Origin of the sequence: Amycolatopsis sp. NPDC058986 (genome assembly GCF_042741125.1) — a bacterium.
Classification (GTDB): domain Bacteria; phylum Actinomycetota; class Actinomycetes; order Mycobacteriales; family Pseudonocardiaceae; genus Amycolatopsis.
Genome location: NZ_JBHYJW010000007.1, coordinates 95,901 through 121,697 on the forward strand (window position 1 = coordinate 95,901; position 25,797 = coordinate 121,697).

At 68.1% G+C, this 25,797-nt stretch carries 3 protein-coding genes; all 3 read left to right on the forward strand.

Features of this window, described 5'->3' with window-relative positions:
* The 3 genes from ACFW0G_RS09195 to ACFW0G_RS09205 are packed head-to-tail and all read left to right on the forward strand — an operon-like array spanning window position 1 to window position 25,791.
* Window positions 1-6,039, forward strand: a complete 6,039-nt coding sequence (locus ACFW0G_RS09195) for an amino acid adenylation domain-containing protein (RefSeq protein WP_378324375.1) — start codon at window positions 1-3, stop codon at window positions 6,037-6,039.
* Window positions 6,036-24,548, forward strand: coding sequence for an amino acid adenylation domain-containing protein (locus ACFW0G_RS09200; RefSeq protein WP_378324514.1), 18,513 nt, complete (start codon window positions 6,036-6,038; stop codon window positions 24,546-24,548). Before ACFW0G_RS09195 ends, ACFW0G_RS09200 begins: the two co-directional genes overlap by 4 nt.
* Before the next feature lie 49 nt (window positions 24,549-24,597).
* Window positions 24,598-25,791, forward strand: a complete 1,194-nt coding sequence (locus tag ACFW0G_RS09205; protein WP_378324376.1) for a cytochrome P450 — start codon at window positions 24,598-24,600, stop codon at window positions 25,789-25,791.
* The last annotated feature ends 6 nt before the right edge of the window (window positions 25,792-25,797 follow it).

Below are 25,797 nucleotides of genomic sequence, written 5' to 3' on the forward strand. Positions count from 1 at the left end.
ATGGAGAGGGGTGCCGTGAAATCCCTGGATGGTGCTGTTGGCGCTGTAGGCCCGTCCATTCCCGTGTTGTTCGAGCATCGCGTCCGGACGGCACCCGATATGATTGCGATTGAATTCGGCGACTATTCCCTGACGTATCGGGAATTGAATGAACGATCCGATCGAGTGGGTCGCGCGCTCGCCGGGGCCGGGATCGCGCCCGAGTCGGTGGTAGCGGTGTGCTTCCGTCGGACGCCGGAGTGGGTGATCGCGTTCCTGGGGGTGCTCAAGGCGGGGGCGGCCTACCTTCCGGTGGATCCCCAGTACCCGGCCGAGCGCATCGCTTACATGATCGAGGATTCGGGGTGCGAGCTGGTCCTGACGGACGCGGCGACCCGGCGTACGCTTCCGGCGTTGCACGTACCGATAGCGGAGCCGGACCTGCTCGACGACGGTGACGTCCGACCGAGCCCGCCAAGATCGGCTCAGAGCGCCTGCATCATCTACACGTCGGGGTCGACCGGCAGGCCGAAGGGCGTGTCGGTCTCCCACGGTGGGTTCGCCTCGCTGATCGAGCAGGCCGGAAGCATCGGAATCGGGCCACGGAGCCGGATCCTTCAGGCGGCCTCGCCGGGCTTCGGCGCCTCCGTGTGGGAGCTGTGTTCGTCGTTGTTGTCGGGCGCGACGCTGGTGCTGGCGGCCGAGGACGACCTCGAGCCCGGCCGTCGGTTGACGGACACCATGACAGCGAAGGCGATCTCCCACGCGACACTGACACCCGCTGTGGTAGCCGCGCTGGAACCGAGTTCGGCGCCGACTGTGGAATGTCTGATATTCGCCGGTGACACCACGCCCCCGGAACTGGTGTCGGCCTGGGCGACCGGACGCACGGTGATCAACGGATACGGATCGTCCGAGACCACCATCTGCAGCACCATGAGCGACCCGTTGGCCGCGGACGGACGGATGCCGCCCATCGGGCACGCGATAGTCAACGCCGCCGTCCACGTTCTCGACCCGTGTCTGCGCGAGGTGCCGCCGGACACGATCGGCGAGCTGTACGTCTCCGGCCCGTTGCTCGCCCGCGGCTACCAACGACGCCCAGGGCAGACCGCGGAGCGTTTCGTCGCCGACCCGTTCGGCCCGCCCGGCGCCCGGATGTACCGGACGGGAGACTTGGTTTCGTGGACCGTCAGCGGCGAGCTGATGCTCCATGGCCGGGCCGATACGCAGATCAAGGTCCGCGGCGTGCGGATCGAACCCCTTGAGGTGGAAGCGGCACTTACCGCGCACCCCGGTGTCGCGGACGCCGTGGTCATCGCTCGTGAGCTGGGCGGGAGCAAACATCTCGTTGGCTACGTGGTGCCGGTGGCGGGTGCGGAACGCTCGCCCGGCGACATCGCACTGGGTTCCGCGTTCTCCATGAGCGATCTGCGTAAGTTCGTTGTGCGACGGTTGCCTTCCCCGATGGTTCCCGCCGCCTTCGTCGTGCTGGACCGGATCCCGTTGACACCGAACGGCAAGCGCGACAGGGCCGCGCTCCCGCAACCGCGGATGTGGCGCGCGGAGTATCGAGCACCGCGTAACCGGATCGAGGAGACACTCGCGCGGCACTTCGCCGACGTGCTCGGGCTCGACCGGATCGGGATCGATGATGACTTCTTCGCGATTGGCGTCGACAGTATCCAGGCGATCCAGGTGGTGTCGCGATCGCGAACGGAGGGGGTGGAGATCAGCGCTCGCGCGATTTTCGAGCAGCGGACGGTGGCGGCACTCGCCGGCGAGGTCGGTGCGCGGTCGACGATCGAGCCGGTCCCTCGCCTTGTCGAGCGCGAAGGAGGCGGTGTCGGCGCATTCCCCCTGTTGCCGGTCGCGCGGTGGCTCCGCGGTGGTGGGCCCGGGTTCGACCGCTTCCCGCAGGCCATGGTGCTCCGGCTGCCCGAAGGCATCGGCCAGGCCGATCTGACCGCGGCGTTGCGGATGGTGGTCGAGCACCACGACATGATGCGGATGAGCCTGACCCCGGACGAGGTCGTGGTGAGGCCGCCGGGAAGCGCGGAGGTCGCGCTGGAGCGTGTCCGTTGGGACGGCCCGTGGGATGAGGCGTGGCGTCGGCGGGCGGTGCTGGAACTGGACAAGGCGGCCGCGGCCATGGACCCCGCCGCGGGAGCGGTCGCTCGGTTCGTCTGGTTCGACGGGAACCCGGGCCGATTGATGATGGTCCTGCATCCCCTGGTCGTCGACGGTGTGTCGTGGCGCATCCTGTCCTCCGACCTCGCCACCGCGTGGGCGGCTGTGCGTGACGGAACATCGCCCCGGCTGCCCGAAGCCGGGACGTCCATGCGCCGGTGGGCGCAGGTGCTGGCCGATGAGGCGCACAGCCCGAAGCGGCTGGTCGAGCTGCCCCTGTGGCGGTCGATCCTGACGGGCTCGGACCCGGTGCTCGGAGCGCGGCGTCTGGATCCCGAGGTCGATGTGCTGGGCACCGTCCACGAAAGCACCGTGACACTTCCGGCAGCGGTAACGGATGCGCTGCTGACGAAGGTTCCCGCGGTGTACCACGGCGAGGTGACGGACGGGCTGCTGGCGGGCCTGGCGCTGGGACTGGCGCAATGGCGGCGCTGCAGGGGGATCGGCGACGCGTCCTTGCTGATCCAGCTCGAGGGCCACGGCCGGGAATCGGACGCGGTCCCGGGTGCCGACCTGACCCGGACGGTGGGGCGCTTCACCACAGTGTTCCCCATCCGGCTCGATCTCTCCGACGTCGACCTCGACGACGCGATGGACGGCGGTCCGGCGGCGGGCGCGGTCATCAGACTGGTGAAGCAGCGCCTGCGGTCGATCCCTGACAAGGGAATCGGCTACGGCCTCTTGCGGCATCTCAACCAGGACACCGCCGACGCGCTGAGCCAGTACTCGACGGGCCAGGTGAGCTTCGGTTACCTGGAGCGTTTCGACTCGACGGATACCGCGGAGTGGAGCCGGGTCGACGTACCCGAACTCGCCCGGCCTCGCGTGGCCAAGGACGCACAGGCGCCCGTGCGCTCGGAACTGGACATCGACGCGGTTCTCACCGAGGGACCCGAAGGGGCACAACTGCGCGCCGTGTTCGCGGCGCCGGCCGGTGTCCTGGCCCCGCGTGAGGTCGACGAGCTGGCAGGCCTGTGGCGTCTCGCGCTGACAGCCCTGACCCGGCATGCGGCCAGTCCTGATGCGGGTGGGCTGACTCCGTCGGACGTCCCGTTGGTGTCGGCTACCCAGGCGGAGCTGGACGGGTGGGCGCAACACCTGACGAACCTGGTGGACGTGTGGCCGTTGACGCCGTTGCAGTCCGGGTTTCTTTTCCACAGCATGTCGAACGATTCGAGCGTCGACGCCTATCAGGTGCAGTACGTGTTGCACATATCGGGTGACGTCGACGCGGAGCGGATGCGGACGGCCGGGCAGAAACTGCTGGATCGACACGCGGGCCTGAGGTCGGCGTTCGTCTCCGGGCGCAGCGGAGATCTCGTACAGCTCATTGTCGCCCGTGCCGAGCTGCCATGGTGCGTGGTCGATCTCGAAGATCTCGGCGAGACCGACCGGAGCGAATCGTTCGAGCGGCTACTCGCCGAAGACCTGCGCACGCATTTCGATCCCTCGGTGCCGCCGCTGCTGCGGATGACGTTGGTCCGGATGGAGCCCAACGCCGCCGAACTCGTGCTGACCGCGCACCACGCACTCTTCGACGGCTGGTCGGTGCCGCTGATGCTGCGGGATCTGTTGTCGCTCTACAGTCCAGGCACCACCGAGTTGCCCCGGGCCCGAGATCAGCGGGATTTCCTCGCTTGGTGGGCCCAGCGCGACAAGCATGAATCGGCTGCCGCCTGGAAACGTGAGCTTGATGGCGTGGGTGAGCCGACGATCGTCGGGGAGAACACGCGTCGCTCTGAGGACGGCGAAGGTATCGAGCACGTGGACGTGCCGCTCAGCGCAGCCGAGTCCGCATCGCTCATCGCGGGAGCCGCCGAGCTCGGGGTCACGGTGAACATCGCGGTTCAGGTGGCCTGGGGCCTGGTGCTGACCAAACTGACGGGCCGCCGGGACGCGGTGTTCGGAGCGGTGGTCTCCGGTCGTCCGCCCGCGGTGCCGGGGGTGGACGAAATCGTCGGCATGTTGCTCAACACGGTACCGGTCCGAGTGGACTGCGCTCCCGCGAAGAGCCTCGCCGGCCTGCTGGGCGAAATGCACGAACGGCAGGCGGCGCTACTGGATCATCATCACCACGGTCTCAGCGAAATCCACCAGGCGACCGGCACGTCGGCGCTGTTCGACACGATCGTCGGATTCGAGTCGTTTCCTCTTGACCGGACAGGTATCACGGCGGCCGGTGAAGCCGCCGGACTGGCGGTGACCGGTATCCGCTCCTTCATCACCAGCCACTATCCGCTGGGGCTCATGGTCTTCGTCGACTCGGACAGTTTTCTCCGCGCTTCCGTGCAATACCACCGAAACGCGTTCGACCGCGCCGACGCCGATGACGTGGCGACCATGCTCGCCCGGATCCTGCGGCAGATCGCGGCCGATCCGACGGTGCTGGTCGGCGCACTCGACCTCGCACGACCCGCGGGCTCCGGTGACCGGGCCCGCGCAGGGCGCCCGACCCCCGCGACGACCGTCCCCGACCTTCTCGCGTCACGGGCGATGCGAACGCCGGACTCGGTCGCGCTGCGCTGCGCCGGCGCCTCGCTGACCTACCGGGAACTCGATGCCCGGTCGGGCGAGGTGGCGCGAGAGTTGATTCGTCGCGGTGTCGGCCCGGAGACACCGGTTTCGGTACGGTTGTCGCCGTCGCTGGATCTCGTGGTCGCTCTGGTTGCGGTTCTCCGGTCGGGCGGCTGCCTGGTCTCCACGGACAGGGCGGCGGAGTCGGTGCTGACCGCGCTGCCGGTCGGTATCGGTGGTGATGACGTGCCGCCGCCGGACCCGGCCCGGCTCGCCGCGCTGCTCGACGTGCTGGGCTATCCGGAAGGTCGCAGGACCGTCATGGTCAGTCACGCGAGCCTCGCGGCTCGCCTGAAGGACGCGGCATCGGGCACGTGCCTGACCACCCGTCTCGCCGGTGACTTCGGCTTATGGCTGGTCGACGTGCTCGCCGCCGTGTGCCTGGGCGCCGGTGCCGAGATCGTCCGGGACAAGGACGGGCTGAGCACGGCGGCGCCGCTAGAGCTGTTTCACGGCGAAACAGGTTACGCGTCCGCGAGTGTGGAGGTACGCGTTCTCGATGCCTGCCTCCGGACGTCGCCTCCGGGCGCCGAGGGCGAGCTGTACGTCACGGGCCCAGGGCTCGGTCGCGGTTACCAAGGGCAGGCGGCGGCGACGGCGGCATGGTTTGTCCCGGATCCTTTCGGGACGGCCGGTTCGCGCATGTTCCGTACCGGAGACCGGGTGCGGCGCGACCGGGGCGGCCGGGTGACGTACGTGGGCCGCACGGACGGCCAGGCGACGATCCATGGCGTCCGGGTCAGTCTCCCCGCCATCGAGGCCGTGGTGCTGGAACACTCCAATGTGGACGATGCCGCGGTGGTCGCCAAGGCACGGGACGACGACACGTGCCTGATCGGCTATGTGGTGGGCGCCGGACTGGATACCGAGGATCTGGCCGACTTCGTCGCCCGGCGGCTGCCGAAACCCATGTTTCCCGACGCTTTCGTCCGTTCGGACCGCATCCCGAGGCTGCCCGGTGGCGAGGCCGACGTCTCGGCGTTCGCCTCAGTGGAAACGACCGACAACAGCTCCCGTTCGCCGCGCACCGACATGGAGAAGGCTCTCTGCAGGCTTTTCGCCGAGATCCTCGAGGTCGAAGAAATAGGAATCGACGACGATTTCTTCGAGCACGGCGGGACCTCGTTGCTGGCGACCCGTATGAACAGCCGCATCCGCAGGGAGATCGGCGTGGACTCATCGATTCGGACCATTTTCCAGCATTCCAGAATTGTCGAACTGGCACGCGCGCTCGAGGATGCGGACGACTCCAGCATGCCCAGCCTGCGCAAGATGAATCGGAGCGAACAGTCGTGATCCCGCTGTCGTTCGCCCAGCGCCGGTTGTGGTTCATCGGCAAGCTCGAAGGCCCGTCCGCCACCTACAACGTGCCGTTCCGGGCCCGCATCGACGGACGGCTTGACGTCGCGGCGTTGCGTGCCGCGCTGCGCGACCTTGTCGCACGGCACGAGAGTTTGCGCACTCTGATCGTGACGGACGACAACGGCTTGCCGGCACAGCGGGTACTGCCAATGGACGAGGTCGTACTGGACCTGCCGGTGGCCGAGGTGACGGCAGGCGGACTGGACGCCGTGGTATCGGCGGCGGCCGAACAGGTCCTCGACATCGAGGTCGAGATTCCCGTCCGGGCCTCGTTGTTCCGGTGCGGTCCGGAGCGGCACGTCCTCATCCTGTTGATCCATCACATCGCCAGCGATGGAGAGTCGCTGGCGCCACTGGCTCGTGACCTGACCGCCGCCTATACCGCGAGGGCCGGCGGTACCGCACCCGACTGGCCGGAGCTACCGATCCAGTACGTCGACTACACCCTCTGGCAGCGGGAACTGCTGGGCGACGAATCGGATCCGGACAGCTTGTTTTCGACACAGTCGGAGTACTGGCGCGCGGAACTGGAAGGTGTGCCCCAGCCGATCAGCCTCCCGCTGGACCGGCGGCGGCCCACGGTGGCCAGCCACCGTGGCGACGTGGTCGGTGTCCGAATAGGACCCGAGCTGATCGCGGCGATCGACACGCTCACCCGCGAGCAGGGCGTCACCTCCCCGATGGTCCTGCAGGCGGCGCTGGCCGTCCTGCTGCAGCATCTCGGGGCGGGTACCGACGTGGCCATCGGGTCGACGATCGCCGGACGCACCGATGAGCAGCTCAACGACCTGATCGGCTTCTTCGTCAACACCTGGATCCTGCGCACCGACCTCTCCGGCAGCCCTTCGTTCGGCCAGGTGCTCGCCCAGGTCAAGGAGAAGGCGCTCAACGCATACGATAATCAGGAAGTCCCGTTCGAGCGCCTGGTGGAGCTGATCAACCCGGCTCGCTCGACGGCCTACCATCCGCTGTTCCAGGTGATGTTCACCTGGGGGGACGATATCCAGCTCGATCTGGAGTTCGCGGGCCTGACAGCGCGGCTCGACGCGCTGGCGACCCGGACGGCCAAGTTCGACCTCGAGTTCAACTTCTTCTCGGACCCCGACGGGCCGGGCTTGCTCTGCTACCTCCAGTACGCCACCGATCTCTTCGACCGCGAGACCGCGGCCGAGATCGCCGAGCGGTACCTCCGCGTAGTACGGCAACTCGCCGGTGCGCCGGAACGGCCGGTGGCACTCGTGGACACGATGACCGAGGCCGAGCGGAGCCGATTGCTCGCGACGTCACGAGGCACCGTGTCCGAGGTGCCGCCGCTGACTGTTCCTGACATCGTCGACGAACGGGCCGAGGCTCATCCGGATCGGGTCGCCGTGGTGTGCGACGACGACGCGGTCACCTACGGCGAGCTGCGCAGGCGTGCCGACCAGGTGGCGAACGCTCTGGCCAGGCTTGGCGCCGTGCCGGAAACCCTTGTCGGCCTGGCACTGCCACGCACCGTCGACCTGGTGGCCGGAATGCTCGGCATCCTCAAGTGCGGTGCCGCCTATCTGCCCATCGATCCCCGGTATCCGAGCGCCAGGCTGGTCACCGTGCTCGCCGAGGCCCAGCCACTGGCGATCCTCACCGACAGCGCGACCGCGCCGACGTTGCCCGCGACGGAATCGCCGTTTCTCCTCATCGACCGAGACGTCGACGGCGAGGGCGACACCGTGGACGGCACTGTGGTCCGCGCCGCCCGGCCGGACAACACGGCGTACGTCATGTACACCTCCGGGTCGACAGGAAAACCCAAGGGGGTGGCGATCACCCACGCCGGAGTGATCAACGGCGTTCGTGACCTCGCGGATACGGTGGGCATCGGTCCGCTGTCCCGCATGCTCTCGGGGACCTCGATCAGTTTCGACGTGTCCGTGTTCGAGATCGTCACCCCGCTCTCCGTGGGCGGGTGCGTCGAAATCGTGCGCGACGGTCTCGTCATCGGGGAGCGAGGCGGCTGGTCGGGTGGCGTCATCAGCGCGGTTCCGTCGGTGTTCGCCGGTGTTCTGGACGAGATCGCCGACAAACTGACGGTGGACGCGCTGGTGTTCGCCGGTGAGGCGCTTCCCACGTCTCTCGTGCGCCGGGTACGCGCGGCCCTGCCAGGCGTGCGGGTGATCAACGCTTATGGACAGACAGAAAGCTTCTACGCCACGACCTGCACCCTGGCCGACGAATCCGGTGACCGGCCCACGGCGCCGATAGGTTCGCCGCTGGCCAACATGCGGTGCTACGTCCTGGGCACCGGCCTGCGGCCGGTCCCCGCCGGCGTTGTCGGGGAACTGTACGTCGCGGGCGCCATCGGACGTGGTTATCACGGCCGTGGTGAGCTGACCGCCAGCCGATTCGTCGCCGACCCCTTCGGCCCTCCCGGCGCGCGGATGTATCGCACCGGCGATCTCGTCCGGGTCGACCACAATGGCGTTCACGAGTATGTCGGCCGCAACGACGCGCAGGTCAAGGTCCGAGGTGTCCGCATCGAGACCGGCGAAGTGGAGGCAACGCTCACTGCGCATCCCGGTGTGCGACAAGCGGTCGTTGTCGCGTACGAGGGGGGTGGAGCGAGCAAGCAGTTCGTCGGCTATGTCGTTGCGAACGGCGCGGAACAGGGTTTCGGGAACGTGGCGAGCCTCGGCGACCTCACGGTCGATCTAACGGCCACATTGTCGGTGCGGGACCTGCGCAGGTTCGTCGCCGAGCGGCTGCCCGAGTTCATGGTCCCGTCGGTGTTCGTCGTGCTCGACCGCCTGCCCCTGATGTCCAACGGAAAACTGGATCGGGATTCCCTGCCCGAGCCGGAGTTCACAGGCGAGCGGTACCGAGCTCCGAGCACCCGCGTGGAGGAGGTCCTCACCGGCCTCTACGCCGACGTACTCGGACTGGAGCGAGTCGGCGTCGACGACGACTTCTTTTCTCTCGGTGGCGACAGCATCCGCTCCATCCAGATCGTGTCCCGTGCCAAGCGTCTCGGAGTGACGATCACGCCGCGAGACGTTTTCGACTGCCGGACCGCCGCGGAGCTCGCGAGGCGGTCGGCGGAGAGTCCCCTTGCCGAGGATGGACCGATCCTGGCCGAGTTCGACGATGGCGCGGTCGGCTGGATGCCGCTGCCGCCGGTGGCCCGCTACATCATGGAGCTGGGCGGCGATCCGGACCGGTTCGCCATGGCGATGACCGTCGATCTGCCGGCGGAGATCGACGAAGCGCGGCTGGTGGCAACACTGACGGCGGTCGTCGAGTGTCACGACGCGCTACGGTCGAGGCTCCTGCCGGACGGCCTGCTGGTTTCCGCACCGGGGTCGGTGGAGGTCGCTTCCCTCGTCCGTAAGGTCGGCTGGGACGCGCCGTGGGACCAGGACTGGCACGAGCGAGCCGCGGCCGAGCTGGACGCCGCCGGTGGCCGGCTCGACCCGGCCGACGGGATCATGGCGCAGTTTGTGTGGTTCGCGCCTGCCCATGGCGCGGGCCGGCTGCTGATCGTGTTGCACCACCTCGTCGTCGACGGGGTGTCGTGGCGTGTTCTGCTTCCCGACCTCGCCGCGGCGTGGAAACAGGTACGAGACGGAACAGCTGTCGCCCTGTTGCCCGCCACCACCTCGATGCGCCGATGGGCGCATGCTCTGGCCGACGAGGCAACGTCCGCGCGGCGCATCGCGGAGTTGCCGGCCTGGCGCGAAATCCTGGGTACCGAAGATCCGGTCCTCGGGGCACGACCGCTGGATCCCACCGTGGATGTCATGTCGACCATGGAATATCTGTGGCTGCGGGTGCCCGCGAAAGCGACCGAGTCGGTGTTGACCACGCTGCCTGCCTTGTACCGCAGCGGCGTCCACGATGGTCTGCTCGCCGCCTTGGCGATGGCCGTGACCCAATGGCAGCGCAGGCGCGGTGCCAAGGGTTCCTCTGTGCTGGTCCGCCTGGAGGGGCACGGCCGGGAGGAGGAGGCGATCCCCGGTGCCGACCTGTCCCGGACCGTCGGCTGGTTCACCACGATGTATCCGGTCAAGTTCGATCTGTCCGGAATCGATCTCCGCGAAGCGTTCGCCGGATCCGGACCCGCGGGTGACGCGGTCAAGGCCGTCAAGGAGCAGCTTCTCGCCGTGCCGGACCGGGGAATCGGCTTCGGGCTGCTGCGCTATCTGAACCCGGAGACCACGGAGATCCTGCGGCACTATCCGATGCCGCAGATCGGGTTCAACTATCTTGGCCGGTACTCCTCCTCGGACATGCCGGAATCCCTGCGGGATCTGGGTTGGTGCCAAGCAGAGGGGACAGCGGGCCTGGTCCCCGGGCCGGACCCGGACATGTCCGCTCTGGCGGTCCTCGACATCCACGCACTGGTAGTGGACACGGAGGAGGGCCCGGCGTTGACCGCCCGCGTCGGCTACGCGACGAACATCCTCACCCGCGACGAGGCGCGCGAGCTGGTGCGCCTGTTCGAATCGGCGCTGGAAGGGCTGGCCCGGCACGCGGGCGTTTCCGGTGCCGGTGGCATGACCCCGTCGGATCTGCCGCTGATTTCGGCGAGCCAGGACGAGATCGTCGCCTGGGAACGCACGTACCCGGGTTTGCGTGACGTGTGGCCGTTGACACCGATGCAGGAAGGGCTGCTGTTCCACGCGCAGCTCGCGGGACCGGGCTTCGACGCGTATCAGATGCAGCTCGTGCTGCACCTCGCCGGCCCTGTCCAGCCGGGGCGAATGCGGCGCGCCGGCCAGGCTCTGCTCGATCGCTATCCCAACCTGCGCGTGGCGTTCGCCCTCGACGCCGGCGGAGATCGGGTGCAGGTCGTCCAGGACCGGGTCGAGCTGCCCTGGCGCCACATCGATCTCGGTACCGTTTCCGCGCAGGAGCGTCAGGCACGGCTCGACCGGCTGCTCGAGGAGGATCACGAGCGCCACTTCGACCTCGCCGAGGCGCCGCTGTTACGCCTTTCCCTCGTGACGCTCGGCGACGGCCGGTCCGACTTGGTTCTCACGGCGCATCACGTGCTTCTCGACGGCTGGTCTATTCCGCTGCTCATGCAGGATCTGCTGCGCCTTTACGCGTCCGACGGCGACCGATCGGGACTGCCAAGAGCACGGAGCTACCGTGACTTCCTCGAATGGCTGGCCGTCCAGGACCACGCGTCGGCGAGAGCCGCCTGGTCCGAGGAATTGAGTGGTATCGACCAGCCCACACTGCTGCTTCCCGAGCCGGCCGGACAGCGCACGCCGGCGGGTATCGGCCAGGTCGACGTCCCGTTGAGCGGAGCCGAGGTCCAGGCGCTCGCACGACTCGGCGGCGAGCTGGGCCTGACGATGAACACCCTGGTGCAAGGTGCCTGGGCTCTCGTGCTGGCTTATCTGACCGGACGCCGGGACGTGGTCTTCGGCGCCGCGACGTCCGGCCGTCCCCCGGACGTGCCCGAGATCGACTCCATGGTCGGCTTGTTCATCAATACGCTGCCGATCAGGGTCGACTGCGATCCGGCGGACACGCTGCGGCGGATGCTGATCTCGTTGCAGAGTAGGCAGGGCGCCCTGCTCGCCCACCACCACTACGGGCTGCTGGACATCCAGCAGGCGACCGGACTGACCGCGTTGTTCGACACCCTGGTCGGGTTCGAGTCGTATCCGATCGACACGGTCGCCCTTGCCGAGGCCAACGACGCGGCGGGCATCGAGATCACCGGAGCCAGCCCGTTCAGCGGCGCGCACTACCCGCTGGTGGTCATGGCGTTCGCGGAGCCCCAGTTGCGCATTGCCCTGCAGTACCAGCACCACCTGGTCGATCGCGGCACCGTCGAGGCGACGGCGGCCCGGTTCGCGCGCGCGCTCCGGCAGTTCATCGCCGATCTCGACGTTCCGGTCGGTGCGGTGGACCTGATCGAGCCCGCGGAACGTGCCCAGCTGATCAGTGGTTTCAACCGCACCGATGTTCCCCCGGTGGCACAGACGATCCCGGACCGGATCGCCTGTCACGTGCGGGCGCAGCCCGATGCGGTCGCCGTGGTCTGCGGCGAGACCGTATTGAGCTACCGCGACCTGGACAGCCGGGCGAGCCGGCTCGCTACGGTGCTCGCCCGGCATGGCGTGGACCGGGAGACCGTCGTCGGTGTGGCGCTGCCGCGTTCGGCGGGTCTCATCGTCACTCTGGTGGCTCTGCTCGGTGCCGGTGGCGCGTACCTGCCGATCGATCCGGAATACCCTCCGGAGCGCGTGGCTTTCATGCTGCGCGACACCCAGCCCGCGCTTGTGGTCACTACGGCCGAGTTCGCCGAACGGTTCGCCGAGGACGACTGCCCGCTGCTGGTCCTCGACGATCCCGCCACGGTGGAGGCGATCGACCAGGCAGGCCCGTCGATCCCGCGTCCGGGGCATGCCGATCAGCTGGCATACGTCATGTACACCTCTGGTTCGAGCGGCGTCCCGAAGGGCATCGCCATCCCGCACCGCGCGGTCCTCGGCCTGGCCGACGACCATCGCTACCGCAACGGCGACCACCAACGGGTGCTGGTGCATTCACCGCAGGCGTTCGATGCCTCCACCTACGATCTGTGGGTTCCCCTGCTCGGGGGCGGTCGGGTCGTGGTGGCGCCCCCGGGAAGGCTGGACACCGGCGCGCTGGCCGCGTTGCTGGCCGAGGGCGGCATCACAGGATTTTGCCTGCCCACCGGGTTGTTCCGGGTCGTCGCCGAGGAGCATCCGGACTGTCTCGCCGGGATCCGCGAGGTCTGGACCGGGGGCGATGTAGCGCCTCCCGCGGCGGTCGCACGCGTTCTGCGGTGCTGCCCCGGACTGTCCGTCGTCAACGGTTACGGCCCGACGGAGACGACCACCTTCGCCACGTGCTACCCGATGCGTTCGCCGGACGACATCCGCGATCCGGTGCCCATCGGGAGCCCGATGGACGGGATGCGCGTCTATGTTCTCGATTCGGCGCTGCGCCCGGTGTTGCCGGGTGTGGCGGGCGAACTGTACATCGCCGGAAACGGGTTGGCCCGGGGTTACGCGCAGCGGCCAGGGATGACCGCCGAGCGATTCGTGGCCTGCCCGTTCGGTGCGCCCGGCGACCGGATGTACCGGACCGGTGACCGTGTGGTCTGGAGCGAAGAAGGTGAACTGGATTATCGCGGTCGCGCGGACGAGCAGGTCAAGGTCCGGGGTTTCCGGATCGAGCCGGGTGAGGTCGAGGCGACGATCCTGACCCACCGCGGGGTCGGTGAGGCCGTGGTGGCATGGAACGACGACGGCAGTGGTGAACGGCGGCTTGTCGGTTACGTGGTACCGGGCGTGGACGATGCCGGCGAGATGGACGTCGCCGACCAGGTCGACGAGTGGCGGCGGCTGTACGACGACCTGTACGCCGGATCGGACACGGAGCTGGGGGAGGATTTCAAGGGCTGGAACTCCAGTTATGACGGCGCGCCGATCGCTCTGCCCGAAATGACGGAATGGCGGGACGCGGTGGTCGATCGGATTCTCGCCTGGTCGCCGCGGCGGTTACTGGAAATCGGTGTCGGCACTGGTTTGTTGTTGTCGCGGCTGATGCGCGAGGTCGAGGAGTTCTGGGGTACCGACATCTCGGCCCCGGTGGTGGAGCGGCTGAACCAACAGGTGGCACAGGCGGGGTACGACGATCGGGTCTGGCTGCGTACCGCGGCCGCCGACGAGATCGACGATCTCCCGGAGCACCACTTCGACACGATCGTGCTGAACTCGGTGGTCCAGTATTTTCCCGACGCCGATTACCTCGACCGTGTACTGACAAGCGCGATGAACCTGCTGGCGCCCGGCGGCCGGATCATCGTGGGCGATATCCGTTCGGCGACCTCCCTCCAGTTGTTCCACACAGCGGTGCGGCGTGCCCACTGTCCGGACGAGCCCGCTTCGGCCGCCCGTGCGTCAGTCGCGCGGGCTGTGCTCATGGAAGAGGAACTCGTGCTCGACCCGGAGTGGTTCCATGTCTGGGCAGGTGAGCATCTGGCAGTCGCGGACGTCCGGCTCAAGAGGGGCAGGGCGCACAACGAGCTGACGCGTCATCGCTACGAGGTCACCCTGCACAAAACACCGCACACGGCAATCGATCTCGGGGCGGCGCCGGTGCTGCGGTGGGGGCATCATCTTGACCGGCTCGCCGAATCGCGCCGGCACTGCGACGCCGGGCCGGTCCGGCTCAGCGGTATCCCGAACGCTCGGTTGACCGGCGAAGCGGCAGCCGCCGCCGCGCTCTCGCTGACCGCGCGTTCCACGCACGGACCGGAACTCGATCCGGAGGACGTGGCCGACTGGGCCGCGGAACACCACCTGGGAGTGGTGCTGACCCCGTCCGCGGACGCGGATTGCTTCGACGCGGTCGTGATGCCCGAGCGGATGGCGCGCGGGCGGGTGCTTGCCGGCACGTTCGTCCCGGTCGGTCGGTCGAGCCGGACGCTGGCCAACAGTCCGAGGAAAGCCCGGCGGATCGGCGCGCTCATCGGTGAGGTGCATGACCTCCTTCGCGATCGGTTGCCCGGCTACATGGTGCCGGCGGCCATCATCGCGATCGCCAGGATTCCCCTGACCGCCAACGGAAAGGTCGACCGCCGCGCGCTCCCCGCACCGGACTATGCCGGCCAGGTCTCGGGCCGCGGCCCGCGCGATCCGCGTGAGCAGATCCTCTGCGGCTTGTGTGCCGAGGTACTCGGTCTCGACCGGGTCGGTATCGATGACGACTTCTTCGCACTCGGCGGACATTCGTTGCTGGCCACCAGGCTGATCAGTCGGATCCGGACGACCTTCGGCGTGGAAATCCCCATTTCCACGATCTTTCAGGCCCCGACCGTCGCAGAGCTGGCCGAGCGGCTCTCGCCAGGAACGCGAGTTCGGCCCAGCTTGCGCCCCATGGCACAGCGGCCGGAACGGTCACCGATGTCCTACGCCCAGCGGCGGCTGTGGTTCATCGACAGGTTCGAAGGTCCTTCGGCCACATACAACGCGCCGGTCCCGCTGCGTCTGATCGGCGAGCTCGACGTCCCGGCGCTTCGACAGGCGATGCGTGATGTGGTCGTCCGCCACGAGAGCCTTCGTACGATCTTCGCCGAGGACGCCGAGGGTATCCCCTACCAGCGTGTGCTGCCGGCGTTCGAGGTCGGCGTCGACCTGCCGGTCACCGACGTTCTGCCGGAGCAGGTCGAGGACGCCGTCGTGGCGGCCGCCGCCCACGCGTTCGACCTCACTACCGAGATTCCGATCCGGGCCTCCGTGCTGCGATGCGGTCCCGGCGAACACGTGCTCGTGCTGGTGTTCCATCACATCGCGATGGACGGTTCGTCGATGGCCCCGTTCGCCCGTGACCTGGCTTCGGCCTACGCCGCTCGCCGCGGTGGGAGCGCGCCGGCCTGGGCCGACCTGCCTGTCCAGTACACCGACTACACGCTGTGGCAGCGGGAACTGCTGGGAGACGAGTCCGACCCGGACAGCTTGATGACGAGGCAGTCCGCGTACTGGCGTGCCGAGTTGGCGGACGTCCCGTTACCCCTGACGCTGCCGACCGATCGCCCGCGCCCGCCGGTCGCGAGTCACCGTGGCGACATCGTCGAGTTCACTGTGGACGCGGGCACGATGCGAGTGGTCGAAAAGCTGGCCCGCGACCATGACGCCACGGTCGCGATGGTGTTGCAGGCGGCCGTGGCGGCGCTGCTGCTGCGCCTCGGCGGTGGAGAGGACCTGACGATCGGCTCGCCGATCGCCAACCGGACCGACGAGCAGCTGACCGACCTGGTGGGGTTCTTCGTCAACACCTGGGTCCTGCGTATCGGCGTTTCCGGTACCGAAAGCTTCACCGGCCTTCTGCACAAGGTGCGGGACCGTTCGCTGGCGGCCTACGAGAACCAGGATGTTCCCTTCGAACGATTGGTGGAACTCCTCAATCCGGAACGGTCGACCGCGTATCACCCCCTTTTCCAGGTGATGTTCGCCTGGCAGAACTACACGCGCGAGGATTTCGCGCTGCCAGGGCTCACCGCGCGTTTCGAACCCGCGCGGACCGGTACGGCGAAGTTCGACCTGTATTTCAACCTGGCCGATCTGCCCGGCCGGGGTGTGCTGGGGGTTCTCGAGTACGCCACTGATCTGTTCGATGAATCGACCGCGCGGAGCATCGCGGATTGCTTCGTGCGATTGCTGGCCGGCCTCGTCGCCAGCCCGGAAGATCGACTGGACGACGTCGAGCTGCTGGCCAAGGCCGAATGGCATCGGATAGTGGCGGAGTTCAACGGCACCGCGACGCCGGTCGCGGAGGCCACGGTCGCGGAGCTGATCGACAGGGCGGTCGCGTTATCGCCCGACGCAACTGCCATACAGTGCGAGGGCGCCGAACTGACTTACCGCGAGCTGAACGAGCGGGCCGGCGGCCTGGCGAGTGAACTGGCCGGGCGCGGCGTCCGCCCCGAGAGCGTCGTGGGGGTGGCACTCCCTCGCTCGATCGACCTCGTGATCGCCTTGCTGGCAGTGTGGAAAGCAGGCGGAGCCTATCTGCCGATCGATCCGCGGTATCCGAGCGCACGCCTGGGACTGGTCATCGAGTCGGCCCGTCCGGCGCTGATTCTCACCGACACCGAAACCGCGGGCGTCCTGGCCGGAAGCGACTGTCCCCACCACTACGTCGACCGTCCGACCACCGGCCGCGATGGTGTGGTCGCTACGCCACTCGTGAACCTCCGGCCCGGCAACACCGCCTATGTCATGTACACCTCCGGGTCCACGGGAACTCCCAAAGGCGTCGCCGTCACGCATCGCGGCGTGGTCAACGGGCTGACCCAGTTGATCGAGGCCATCGGCGTCGACACCGGAAGACGGCGGGTGCTCGCGAGCACATCGGTCGGCTTCGACGTGTCAGTGTTCGAGATCTTCGCGACGTTGGTGTCCGGTGGCACCGTGGAAGTGGTACGCGACGTGCTCGCCGTGGTGGAGCGTGGCGGCTGGACGGGTGGTGTGCTCAGTTCCGTTCCCTCCGTCTTCGCCGAACTGATCGAACAGATACCGGAGAAGATCGACGTGGACACCGTCGTCTTCGCCGGTGAGGCACTGCCTGGCGCGTTGGCGCGCAGGGTCGCGCAGGCCGTCCCCGGTGTCCGCGTGGTCAATACCTACGGACAGACCGAGAGCTTCTATGCGACGGCTTTTCCGGCGGAGGAGGAGCCACCGCTGGGTACGGTGCACCTCGGCCGCCCGCTCGGCAACATGCGTGTCTACGTCCTGGGGTCCGGCCTTCGTCCGGTGCCGATCGGCGTGATCGGTGAGCTGTACGTCGCCGGGGAGATCGCGCGTGGCTACCACGACGAGCCCCGGTTGACCGCGAGCCGGTTCGTGGCCGACCCCTTCGGGCCGCCGGGAACCCGCATGTATCGCACCGGTGATCTCGCGCGCTGGGACGAAAACGGAGTACTGGCCTATGCCGGACGCGGTGACGCGCAACTGAAGATCCGCGGCATCCGCATCGAGCCCGGCGAGGTGGAGGCGGTGCTGGCCGCCCATCCTGGCGTCGCCCGGTCCGCGGTCGCCGTGCACGACGCCGGGACAGCGGGCGCCCGGCTGGTCGGCTACGTCGTACCGGAAGGTCTGCACTCCGATCCCCACGCCGATGTCGACCTGATCGCGGGTGTCACACGCGACGAGCTGCGCAGGTTCGTCTCCGCGCGGCTGCCGGAGTTCATGGTCCCATCGGTGATCGAAATCCTTGACCACCTTCCGTTGGGCCCCAACGGGAAGCTCGACCGCGCCGCGCTGCCGAGGCCGGCGTTCACGGTCGGCGAGTACTCCGTCCCGCGGTCACTCGACGAGGAGATCCTCGCCGCGGTGTACGCGGAGGTCCTCGGTCTGGACCGAGTCGGCACCAGTGACGACTTCTTCGCCATCGGCGGGGACAGCATCCGTTCGATCCAGGTGGTGGCCAAGGCCGCCGCGTTCGGAGTGGAGATCAACCCACGGGATATCTTCGAGCATCGCTCCGTGGCGCAGCTCGCACTGGCCGCGGCGGCTCGTCGCGGATCGGCGCGAGAACCCGTGCTCGCCGAGTTGGCGGGCGGGCCGGTGGGCAGGCTTCCGCTGCTCCCCGCTGCCAGGTATCTGACCGAACTGGGCGGCGGTATCGACCGGTTCTCCATGTCGATCGTCCTCGGCCTGCCGGACGATGTCTCGGATGTCGAGTTGGTCGCCACGCTCGGTGTCGTGCTGGACCGGCACGACGTGCTGCGGTCCCGGCTGGACGGCGACGAGATGGTGATCGCGGAACCGGGCTCGGTCGACCCGGCCGCGTTGGTGCGCCGCGTCCGGTGCGAGGCCGGCTGGGGATCGCCCGCCTGGCATGACCTCGTTTCGGCCGAACTCGACACCGCGACCGGGGAACTCGATCCGGCCGCCGGGGCGATGGCGCGGTTCGTGTGGTTCGACCGGGCGGATGGACAGGGCAGGCTGCTGATCGTCCTGCACCACCTCGTGGTGGACGGCGTTTCCTGGCGCGTTCTCGTCCCGGATCTCGCCGCCGCGTGGCAGGCCGTCCACACCGGCCGGACGCCAGTACTCGCCAGGGTGGGGACCTCGGCGCGTCGCTGGGCCCACGCGCTGGCCGAGGAAGCGACCAGCGCCGGACGGATGGCGGAGTTGCCGTTGTGGCGCCGGATCGTCGATGGCCCCGATCCGCTGCTCGGCGCCCGAGCACTGGACGGCTCGGTGGACACGATGTCCACTGTGGATAGTGTGCACATCGATGTTCCGGAGTCGGTGACCCAGGCCGTGCTCACCCGGGTGCCGGCACTGTTTCGCGCAGGGGTCAACGACGGGCTGCTCACGACATTGGCACTCGCGATCGTCAGATGGCGCGCCGAGCGGGGCGTCTCCGAGTCGTCCGTGCTTCTCCGGCTCGAAGGTCACGGGCGCGAGGAGCAGGTCGTGCCCGGCGCCGACCTGTCCCGCACCGTCGGCTGGTTCACCAGCATGTTCCCGGTGCGCCTCGATGTCGAAGGCATCGACATCGCCGATGCCTTCGCGGGCGGGCCTGCCGCGGGTGCCGCGGTCAAGGCGGTCAAGGAACAGTTGCTTTCCGTGCCGGACAAAGGCATCGGCTACGGCATGCTGCGCTATCTGAATCCGGGGACCGCGGCGGAACTGCGCCACCTGCCGGTCGGGCAGATCGGTTTCAACTACCTCGGCCGCATGGCGGCAGGCGAGGAAACACCGGGGGACGGCTGGGTGGTGGCGGCCGACTCGCTCGGCCTGCTCGCCGATTTCGACGAGGACATGCCTGCTCTGTCCACAGTGGATATCAGCTCGTACGTGACCGAAACCGCGGACGGACCCCGGCTCAGCGCCCGCTTCGCGTTCCCATGTGGACTCATGGACCGGTCCGAGGTGAGCGTGCTGGCCAGGCTGTGGGCCGACGCCCTCGAAGGCCTCGCGCGCCATGTGGCGGACCCCGAAGCGGGCGGACTCACCCCTTCGGACCTGCCACTGGTGTCGGTCCGGCAAGACCACATCGACGCCTTGTCCCGGCGATACCCGAGCCTGATCGATGTGTGGCCGTTGACTTCGATGCAGTCCGGGCTCCTGTTCCACAGCATGCTCGCCCGGTCGTCCTTCGACGCGTACCACATGCAGTTGGTGTTCCACCTCGACGGACCCGTCGACCCGGCCCGGCTGCGCGCGGCCGGACAGGCGCTGCTCGACCGCTATCCGAACCTGCGCACCGCGTTCGTCGACAGCTCTGGCACCGGTTGGCTACAGCTGGTGCTCGACAATGTCACCCTGCCTTGGACCGAGGTCGACCTGCGCTCGCTCACCGAGGCCGAGCGACAGGACAGTCTCGAACGGTTCCTGGCGCGGGACCATGCCCGGCACTTCGACCCGGCACAGCCACCGCTGCTGCGCATGTCCCTGCTGCGGATGGAAGCCGAGCGCTCCGAGTTGGTGTTCACGGCGAACCATGTTCTCTACGACGGCTGGTCGTTGCCTCTGCTCATGCGTGATCTGCTGCGCCTCTACGAAGCCGGCGGCGCCCCCGCGGCCCTGCCGCCGGCGCGCTCCTACCGCGATTTTCTCGTCTGGCTCTCCGCCCAGAGCGACGCGGAGGCCGCCGGCCGGTGGGCCGAGGAACTCGAAGGTGTCACCGAGCCCACCATGCTGGCCAAGGACGTCGAGCAGGGTGGCCTCGGCCAGATCGAGATCCCGCTGACCCCGGACGAGACGCGGAACCTGTCCCGGCGCGCGGCCGAACTCGCCATCACGACGAACACGCTGATCCAGGGTGCCTGGGCACTGCTGCTGTCCTCGCTCACCGGTCGCGAAGACGTGCTCTTCGGCGCGACGGTCTCCGGCCGTCCCCCCGTCATCGACGGCGTGGAGTCGATGGTGGGCCTGTTCGTCAACACCATTCCGGTGCGCGTGCGCTTCACCGCCACGGACACGTTCGCGACCGTCCTCACCGGACTGCAACAGCGCCAGGCGGGTCTGCTGGAGTATCACCACTACGGACTGGCCGATATTCAGCGTGCCGCCGGGCTGGGCGCGCTGTTCGACACGATCGTGCTGTTCGAGTCCTATCCGATCGACCGGGTCGGCCTCAGCGACGCGAACAGCGCGGGGGACATCGCGGTTTCCGGCATCCGTCCCCTTAGCGGTACTCATTACCCCTTGATCGTGGTGGCCGCCGCGGACCCCACGCTGCGTGTCGGCCTTCAGTATCAGGAGACCGCGTTCAGCGGCGACACGGTGGCCGGAATCGCGTCCAGGCTTCATCTGATCCTTACCCAACTGGCCGAAACGCCGGATCGGCCGATGTCGTCGGTGCGGCTGGTGGACCGGGAGGAGCGCGAGCTGCTGCTGCGTGAGGTCAACGCCACGGCAAGGCCGATACCGGAAGCCCCGCTGCCCCGCCTGTTCGCTCGCCAGGCCGAGGCCACCCCGGATGCCGTCGCGATCATCTCCGGCGATTCCGCCCTGACCTATCGCGAACTCGACATCCGGGCGAATCAGCTGGCCCACCACCTGATCCGGCGCGGCGCGGGCCCCGAAAACCGCGTCCTGGTGTGCCTGCCGCGCTCGCTCGACCTGCCGGTGGCATTGCTTGCCGTCCTGAAGGCGGGTGCGAGCTATGTCCCGGTCGATCCCCGGTACCCGCCGGCACGAACGGCGTCGATCACGCGGCACTGCGACCCGGCGCTCGTGCTGGACGCCGACGAGCTGCGGGCCGATCTCACCGGCTACCCCACCACCGCCCCGGCGGTCGCCACGGCGCCGGACAACGCCGCGTACGTCATCTACACCTCCGGCTCCACCGGCACACCGAAAGGTGTGGTCGTTTCGCACCGCGCGGTGGTGAATTTCCTGGGCGCCATGGAACGTGAGTTCGGGCTGCGACCGCGGGACCGGCTGCTGGCGGTCACCACGATCGCCTTCGACATCGCCGCGCTCGAGATCTACCTGCCGTTGCTGGCGGGGGCGGCGGTGGTCATCGCCCCGGCCGAGTCCGTGACCGAGCCCGCGACACTCGCGGGTCTGGTCAGACGGCACGAGGTGACGATCATGCAGGCGACACCGTCGCTGTGGCAGACGCTCGTCGCGCATGACAGGACCGTGCTGAGCGGAATGCGATGTCTCGTGGGCGGTGAGGCGCTCCCGCCCTCGCTCGCCGAAGATCTGCGGACCGCCACGGCGGACGTCACCAACATGTACGGTCCGACCGAGACCACGATCTGGTCGACCCACGCGCCGATCACCGGAGCGCCGCCGTCGATCGGCGGCCCCATCGCCAACACGCGGGTGTACGTGTTGGACCACTACCTGCGACCCGTGCCGCCGGACGTGGCAGGCGAGCTGTACATCGCGGGCGCCGGCCTGGCCCGCGGGTACTTCGGGGAGCCCGGGCTGTCCGCCGGGCGGTTCGTCGCCGATCCCTTCGCCGAGGGCGAACGCATGTACCGCACCGGTGACCTGGTCCGCTGGCGTGAGTCCGGCAGGCTGGACTACGTCGGCAGGGTCGACTTCCAGCTGAAAGTGCGTGGCTTCCGGATCGAGCCGGGTGAGCTCGAATCCGTGCTCACCACCCACGACGGCGTGTCCCAGGCCGTCGTCACGGCCCGGGAGGACCGGCCGGGGGATCACCGCCTGATCGCCTATGTGGTTCCGGCGGCCGGTGCTGCCCCGGCGCGGGCTGAGGTGGCGGGGCAGATCGAGGAATGGCGGGAGGTCTACGACCAGGCGTACCTGGCCCCCGAGTCCGTGCGGGCCGAATGGGGCGAGGATTTCGCTCTCTGGAAATCGGTCGTCACGGGCGAACCGATCCCGCTCGCGGAGATGTCCGCCTGGCGGGACGTGGCAGTCGAGCAGGTGTTGCGGTGGTCGCCACGGCGGGTGCTGGAGATCGGTGTCGGTTCGGGGCTGTTGCTTTCCCGTATCGCCCAGCACGTCGACGAGTTCTGGGGCACCGATCTTTCCGGCGAGGTGATCGAACGGCTGCGTGGCCGATGCGCGCGCGGGGTGCTCGCCGATCGTGTCCGGCTGTTCGCCGGAGCCGCCCACGAGACCGATGGCCTTCCCGCCGGCCATTTCGACGTGGTGGTGCTCAACTCGGTGGTGCAGTACTTCCCTGACATCGAATACCTGCGGGATGTCCTCGGCAGGCTCACCACATTGCTGAGCCCGACGGGACGACTCGTGATCGGCGATGTGCGTAATGCGGACTCACTGCGGATGTTGCACGCCGAGAGCTACCGTGCCGATTACCCCGGCGCCTCGGAAAAGGCCGTGCGTGCCGCGGTGGACCAGTCGGTGTCGACCGAACGGGAACTCGTCATCGCGCCGGAATGGTTCGACCGTTGGGCACACGAGCACGCCATGGGCGCCGATATCCGGCTCAAGCCCGGCCGTGCGCACAACGAGTTGACCCGGCACCGCTACGAAGTGGTGTTGCACGCCGGCGGAACCCCGGTTCTGCCCTTGACGGGCATTCCCGCCATGCCATGGAGCGGATGGGAACAAGCCGAGCGGTGGTGCCGGGAGCACCGGGACAACGGTCCGGTGCGGATCTCCGGCCTGCCCAACGCCCGGTTCGGCGGCGACGTCGATCCCGAGGACGTGGGTGCGTGGGCGGCCGAACGGGGCTGGGACGCGCTGGCCAGTCCGTCGAGTACTGGACCGGGCCTGTTCGACCTCGTCGTCTTTCCCGATGGTCCGGTACCCGGTGGAGCGGTGTCCGGCACTTTCGTCGCGTCCGGCGACATCGGCCGTCCGCTGAGCAACGATCCGGCGCGGGCGCGCCGCATCACCACACTCACCGCCACGCTGCGCGGCTACGTGCGGGAGCGGCTGCCCGAACACATGGTTCCTTCCGCGGTGGTGGCACTTGCCGAACTGCCCTTGACGCCCAACGGCAAGATCGATCGTCAGGCGCTTCCGGCACCCGTGTACGCCGCGAACGTCACCGGACGCCCACCGACCACCCCGCAGCAGGAGGTGCTTGCCGGGTTGTTCTCCGAAGTGCTCGGTCTCCCCAGCGTGGACATCGACGCCGACTTCTTCGAGCTGGGTGGTCATTCGTTGCTGGCCACCCATCTGATCAGCCGGGTCCGCGCGGCACTCGGTGTCGATCTGCCGATGCGCACGGTTTTCCAGTCGCCGACCGTCGCCGGGCTGAGCGAGTATCTGGTCCATGGCGGGGGGACGGACGGGTACACCGATCCCTTCGGCGTGGTACTGCCGATGCGTCCCGGTGGCGAGCGGGATCCACTGTGGTTCGTCCACCCCGGCATCGGCCTGTCGTGGGCTTACCTCGGCTTCGTCGACTACCTGAAAGAAGACCGACCGATCTACGGCATCCAGGCGAGGGGGTTCGGCGAAACGCCGATCCCGGCGTCGATCGAAGAGATGATCGACGATTACCTGGATCATGTTCTCCAGGTGCAACCGCAGGGTCCATACCATCTGATAGGACTCTCTCTCGGTGGGACGTTGGCGCATGCCATGGCGGCGGAACTTCACCGTCGGGGCCATCGGGTGGCGACGCTCGCCCTGCTCGACTGTGTTCCCGCCGAATGGTTCAGCCAGAACGAGACTCTCGATCATGTCGAGGCGCGTGCCTTCTTCGACAGCCACATCCCCGCCCTGACGAATCTTCCGCGCGACGACCGGACGTCACTCGCGGACAAGGCGTCCGCGGTGATGCTCGAGCACATGCGGATGATGAAGACCTTCGAATCGCCGACATTCCACGGCGACGCACTGTTCTTCAGTGCCACCGAGGAGGCGGCTGAGTCCTATGTGGACATGTGGGACGCGCATATCACCGGTGCGCTGCGGCGGCACGAGGTCCGATGTCGGCACGTGGAGATGCACCTGCCTGGGCCGGCCTCCGAGATATGCCGGGTCATCGCCGGCGAGCTCGAAGGGAAGTGAGGCATCGAGGGCGGTCGGCAACCTGTACAGCTCTGATCGAGGGAGACAAATGCCTCTGCAAGTCGACGAACTGAAAAGCAACCCGAAACACTTCTGGATGCGTGGGCAGCCGGCGGAACAACCCGTGTGGCTGGACGAGGAAACGAATATCTGGCACATCTATGGGTATCCGGAGGCGGTCGAGGTTCTCGGAAACCCGGAGGTTTTCTCCTCCGCGACGGCTCGCCGTTTCGCGCCGGAAGGCGGCGCCGACTTCGCGGAGAACAACCTCCTCCAGCTCGATCCGCCGGAACATCGTGAACTGCGCAACCTGGCCTCGCGCGCGTTCACACCGAGGGTGGTCGCGGACCTGGAGCCCCGGATCGAGCAGATATTCCGGGACCTGCTCGCCAAGCTCGACGGCAGGGACCAGTTCGACTTCGTGACCGAGCTGGCGTACCCGCTGCCGATCACCGTGATCTCCGAACTGCTCGGCGTGCCCGCCAGCGACCGTCGCCTGTTCAAGCAGTGGGTCGACGCCATGATGGAGGCCAACGGCTCGTTCGACCTGTCAGACGACCCGGAGAAACAGGCGCGGGACGCCAAAGCTCAGCTCGAACCGGCCGCGCAGCTCACCGAGTATCTGCGCGAACATGCCGCCGAGCGCCGGGCACACCCCAGACAGGACCTGCTCACCAGGTTCGTGCAGGCCGAAGTCGACGGGGAACGGCTCACCGACCACCAGATCGCGAAGGTGGCCCATGTGTTGCTGATCGCGGGCCACACCACGACCGCGATGCTGCTGGCCAACTCGATGCTCTGCCTGGACAGCTTCCCCGAGCAACAGGCCAGGGTCCGAGCCGACCGATCACTCGTGCCGGCCGCGTTCGAAGAGATCCATCGTTTCATGACCCCCGTCGCCGCGACCTACCGTGCCACCAACGTCGATTTCGACCTCGCCGGCTGCCACATCCCCGCCGAACACATGGTCATCGTCTGGTCCGCCGCGGCCAACCGGGACGCGCGCCAGTTCGCCGAACCCAACACCTTCGACGCCGGGCGCGACCCCAACCCGCACATCGGCTTCGGCCGCGGTATCCACTTCTGCCTCGGTGCCGCACTGGCCCGGCTCGAGGGACGAATCGCGCTCAACATTCTCTTCGACACCTACCCGGTCCTCGGGGTCGACCCGGCCGCACAGCCGACGTTCCTGCCGGCCCAGGACCTGATCAGCTTCTGGAACCTCCAGGTCCACACCGGATGATCCGCT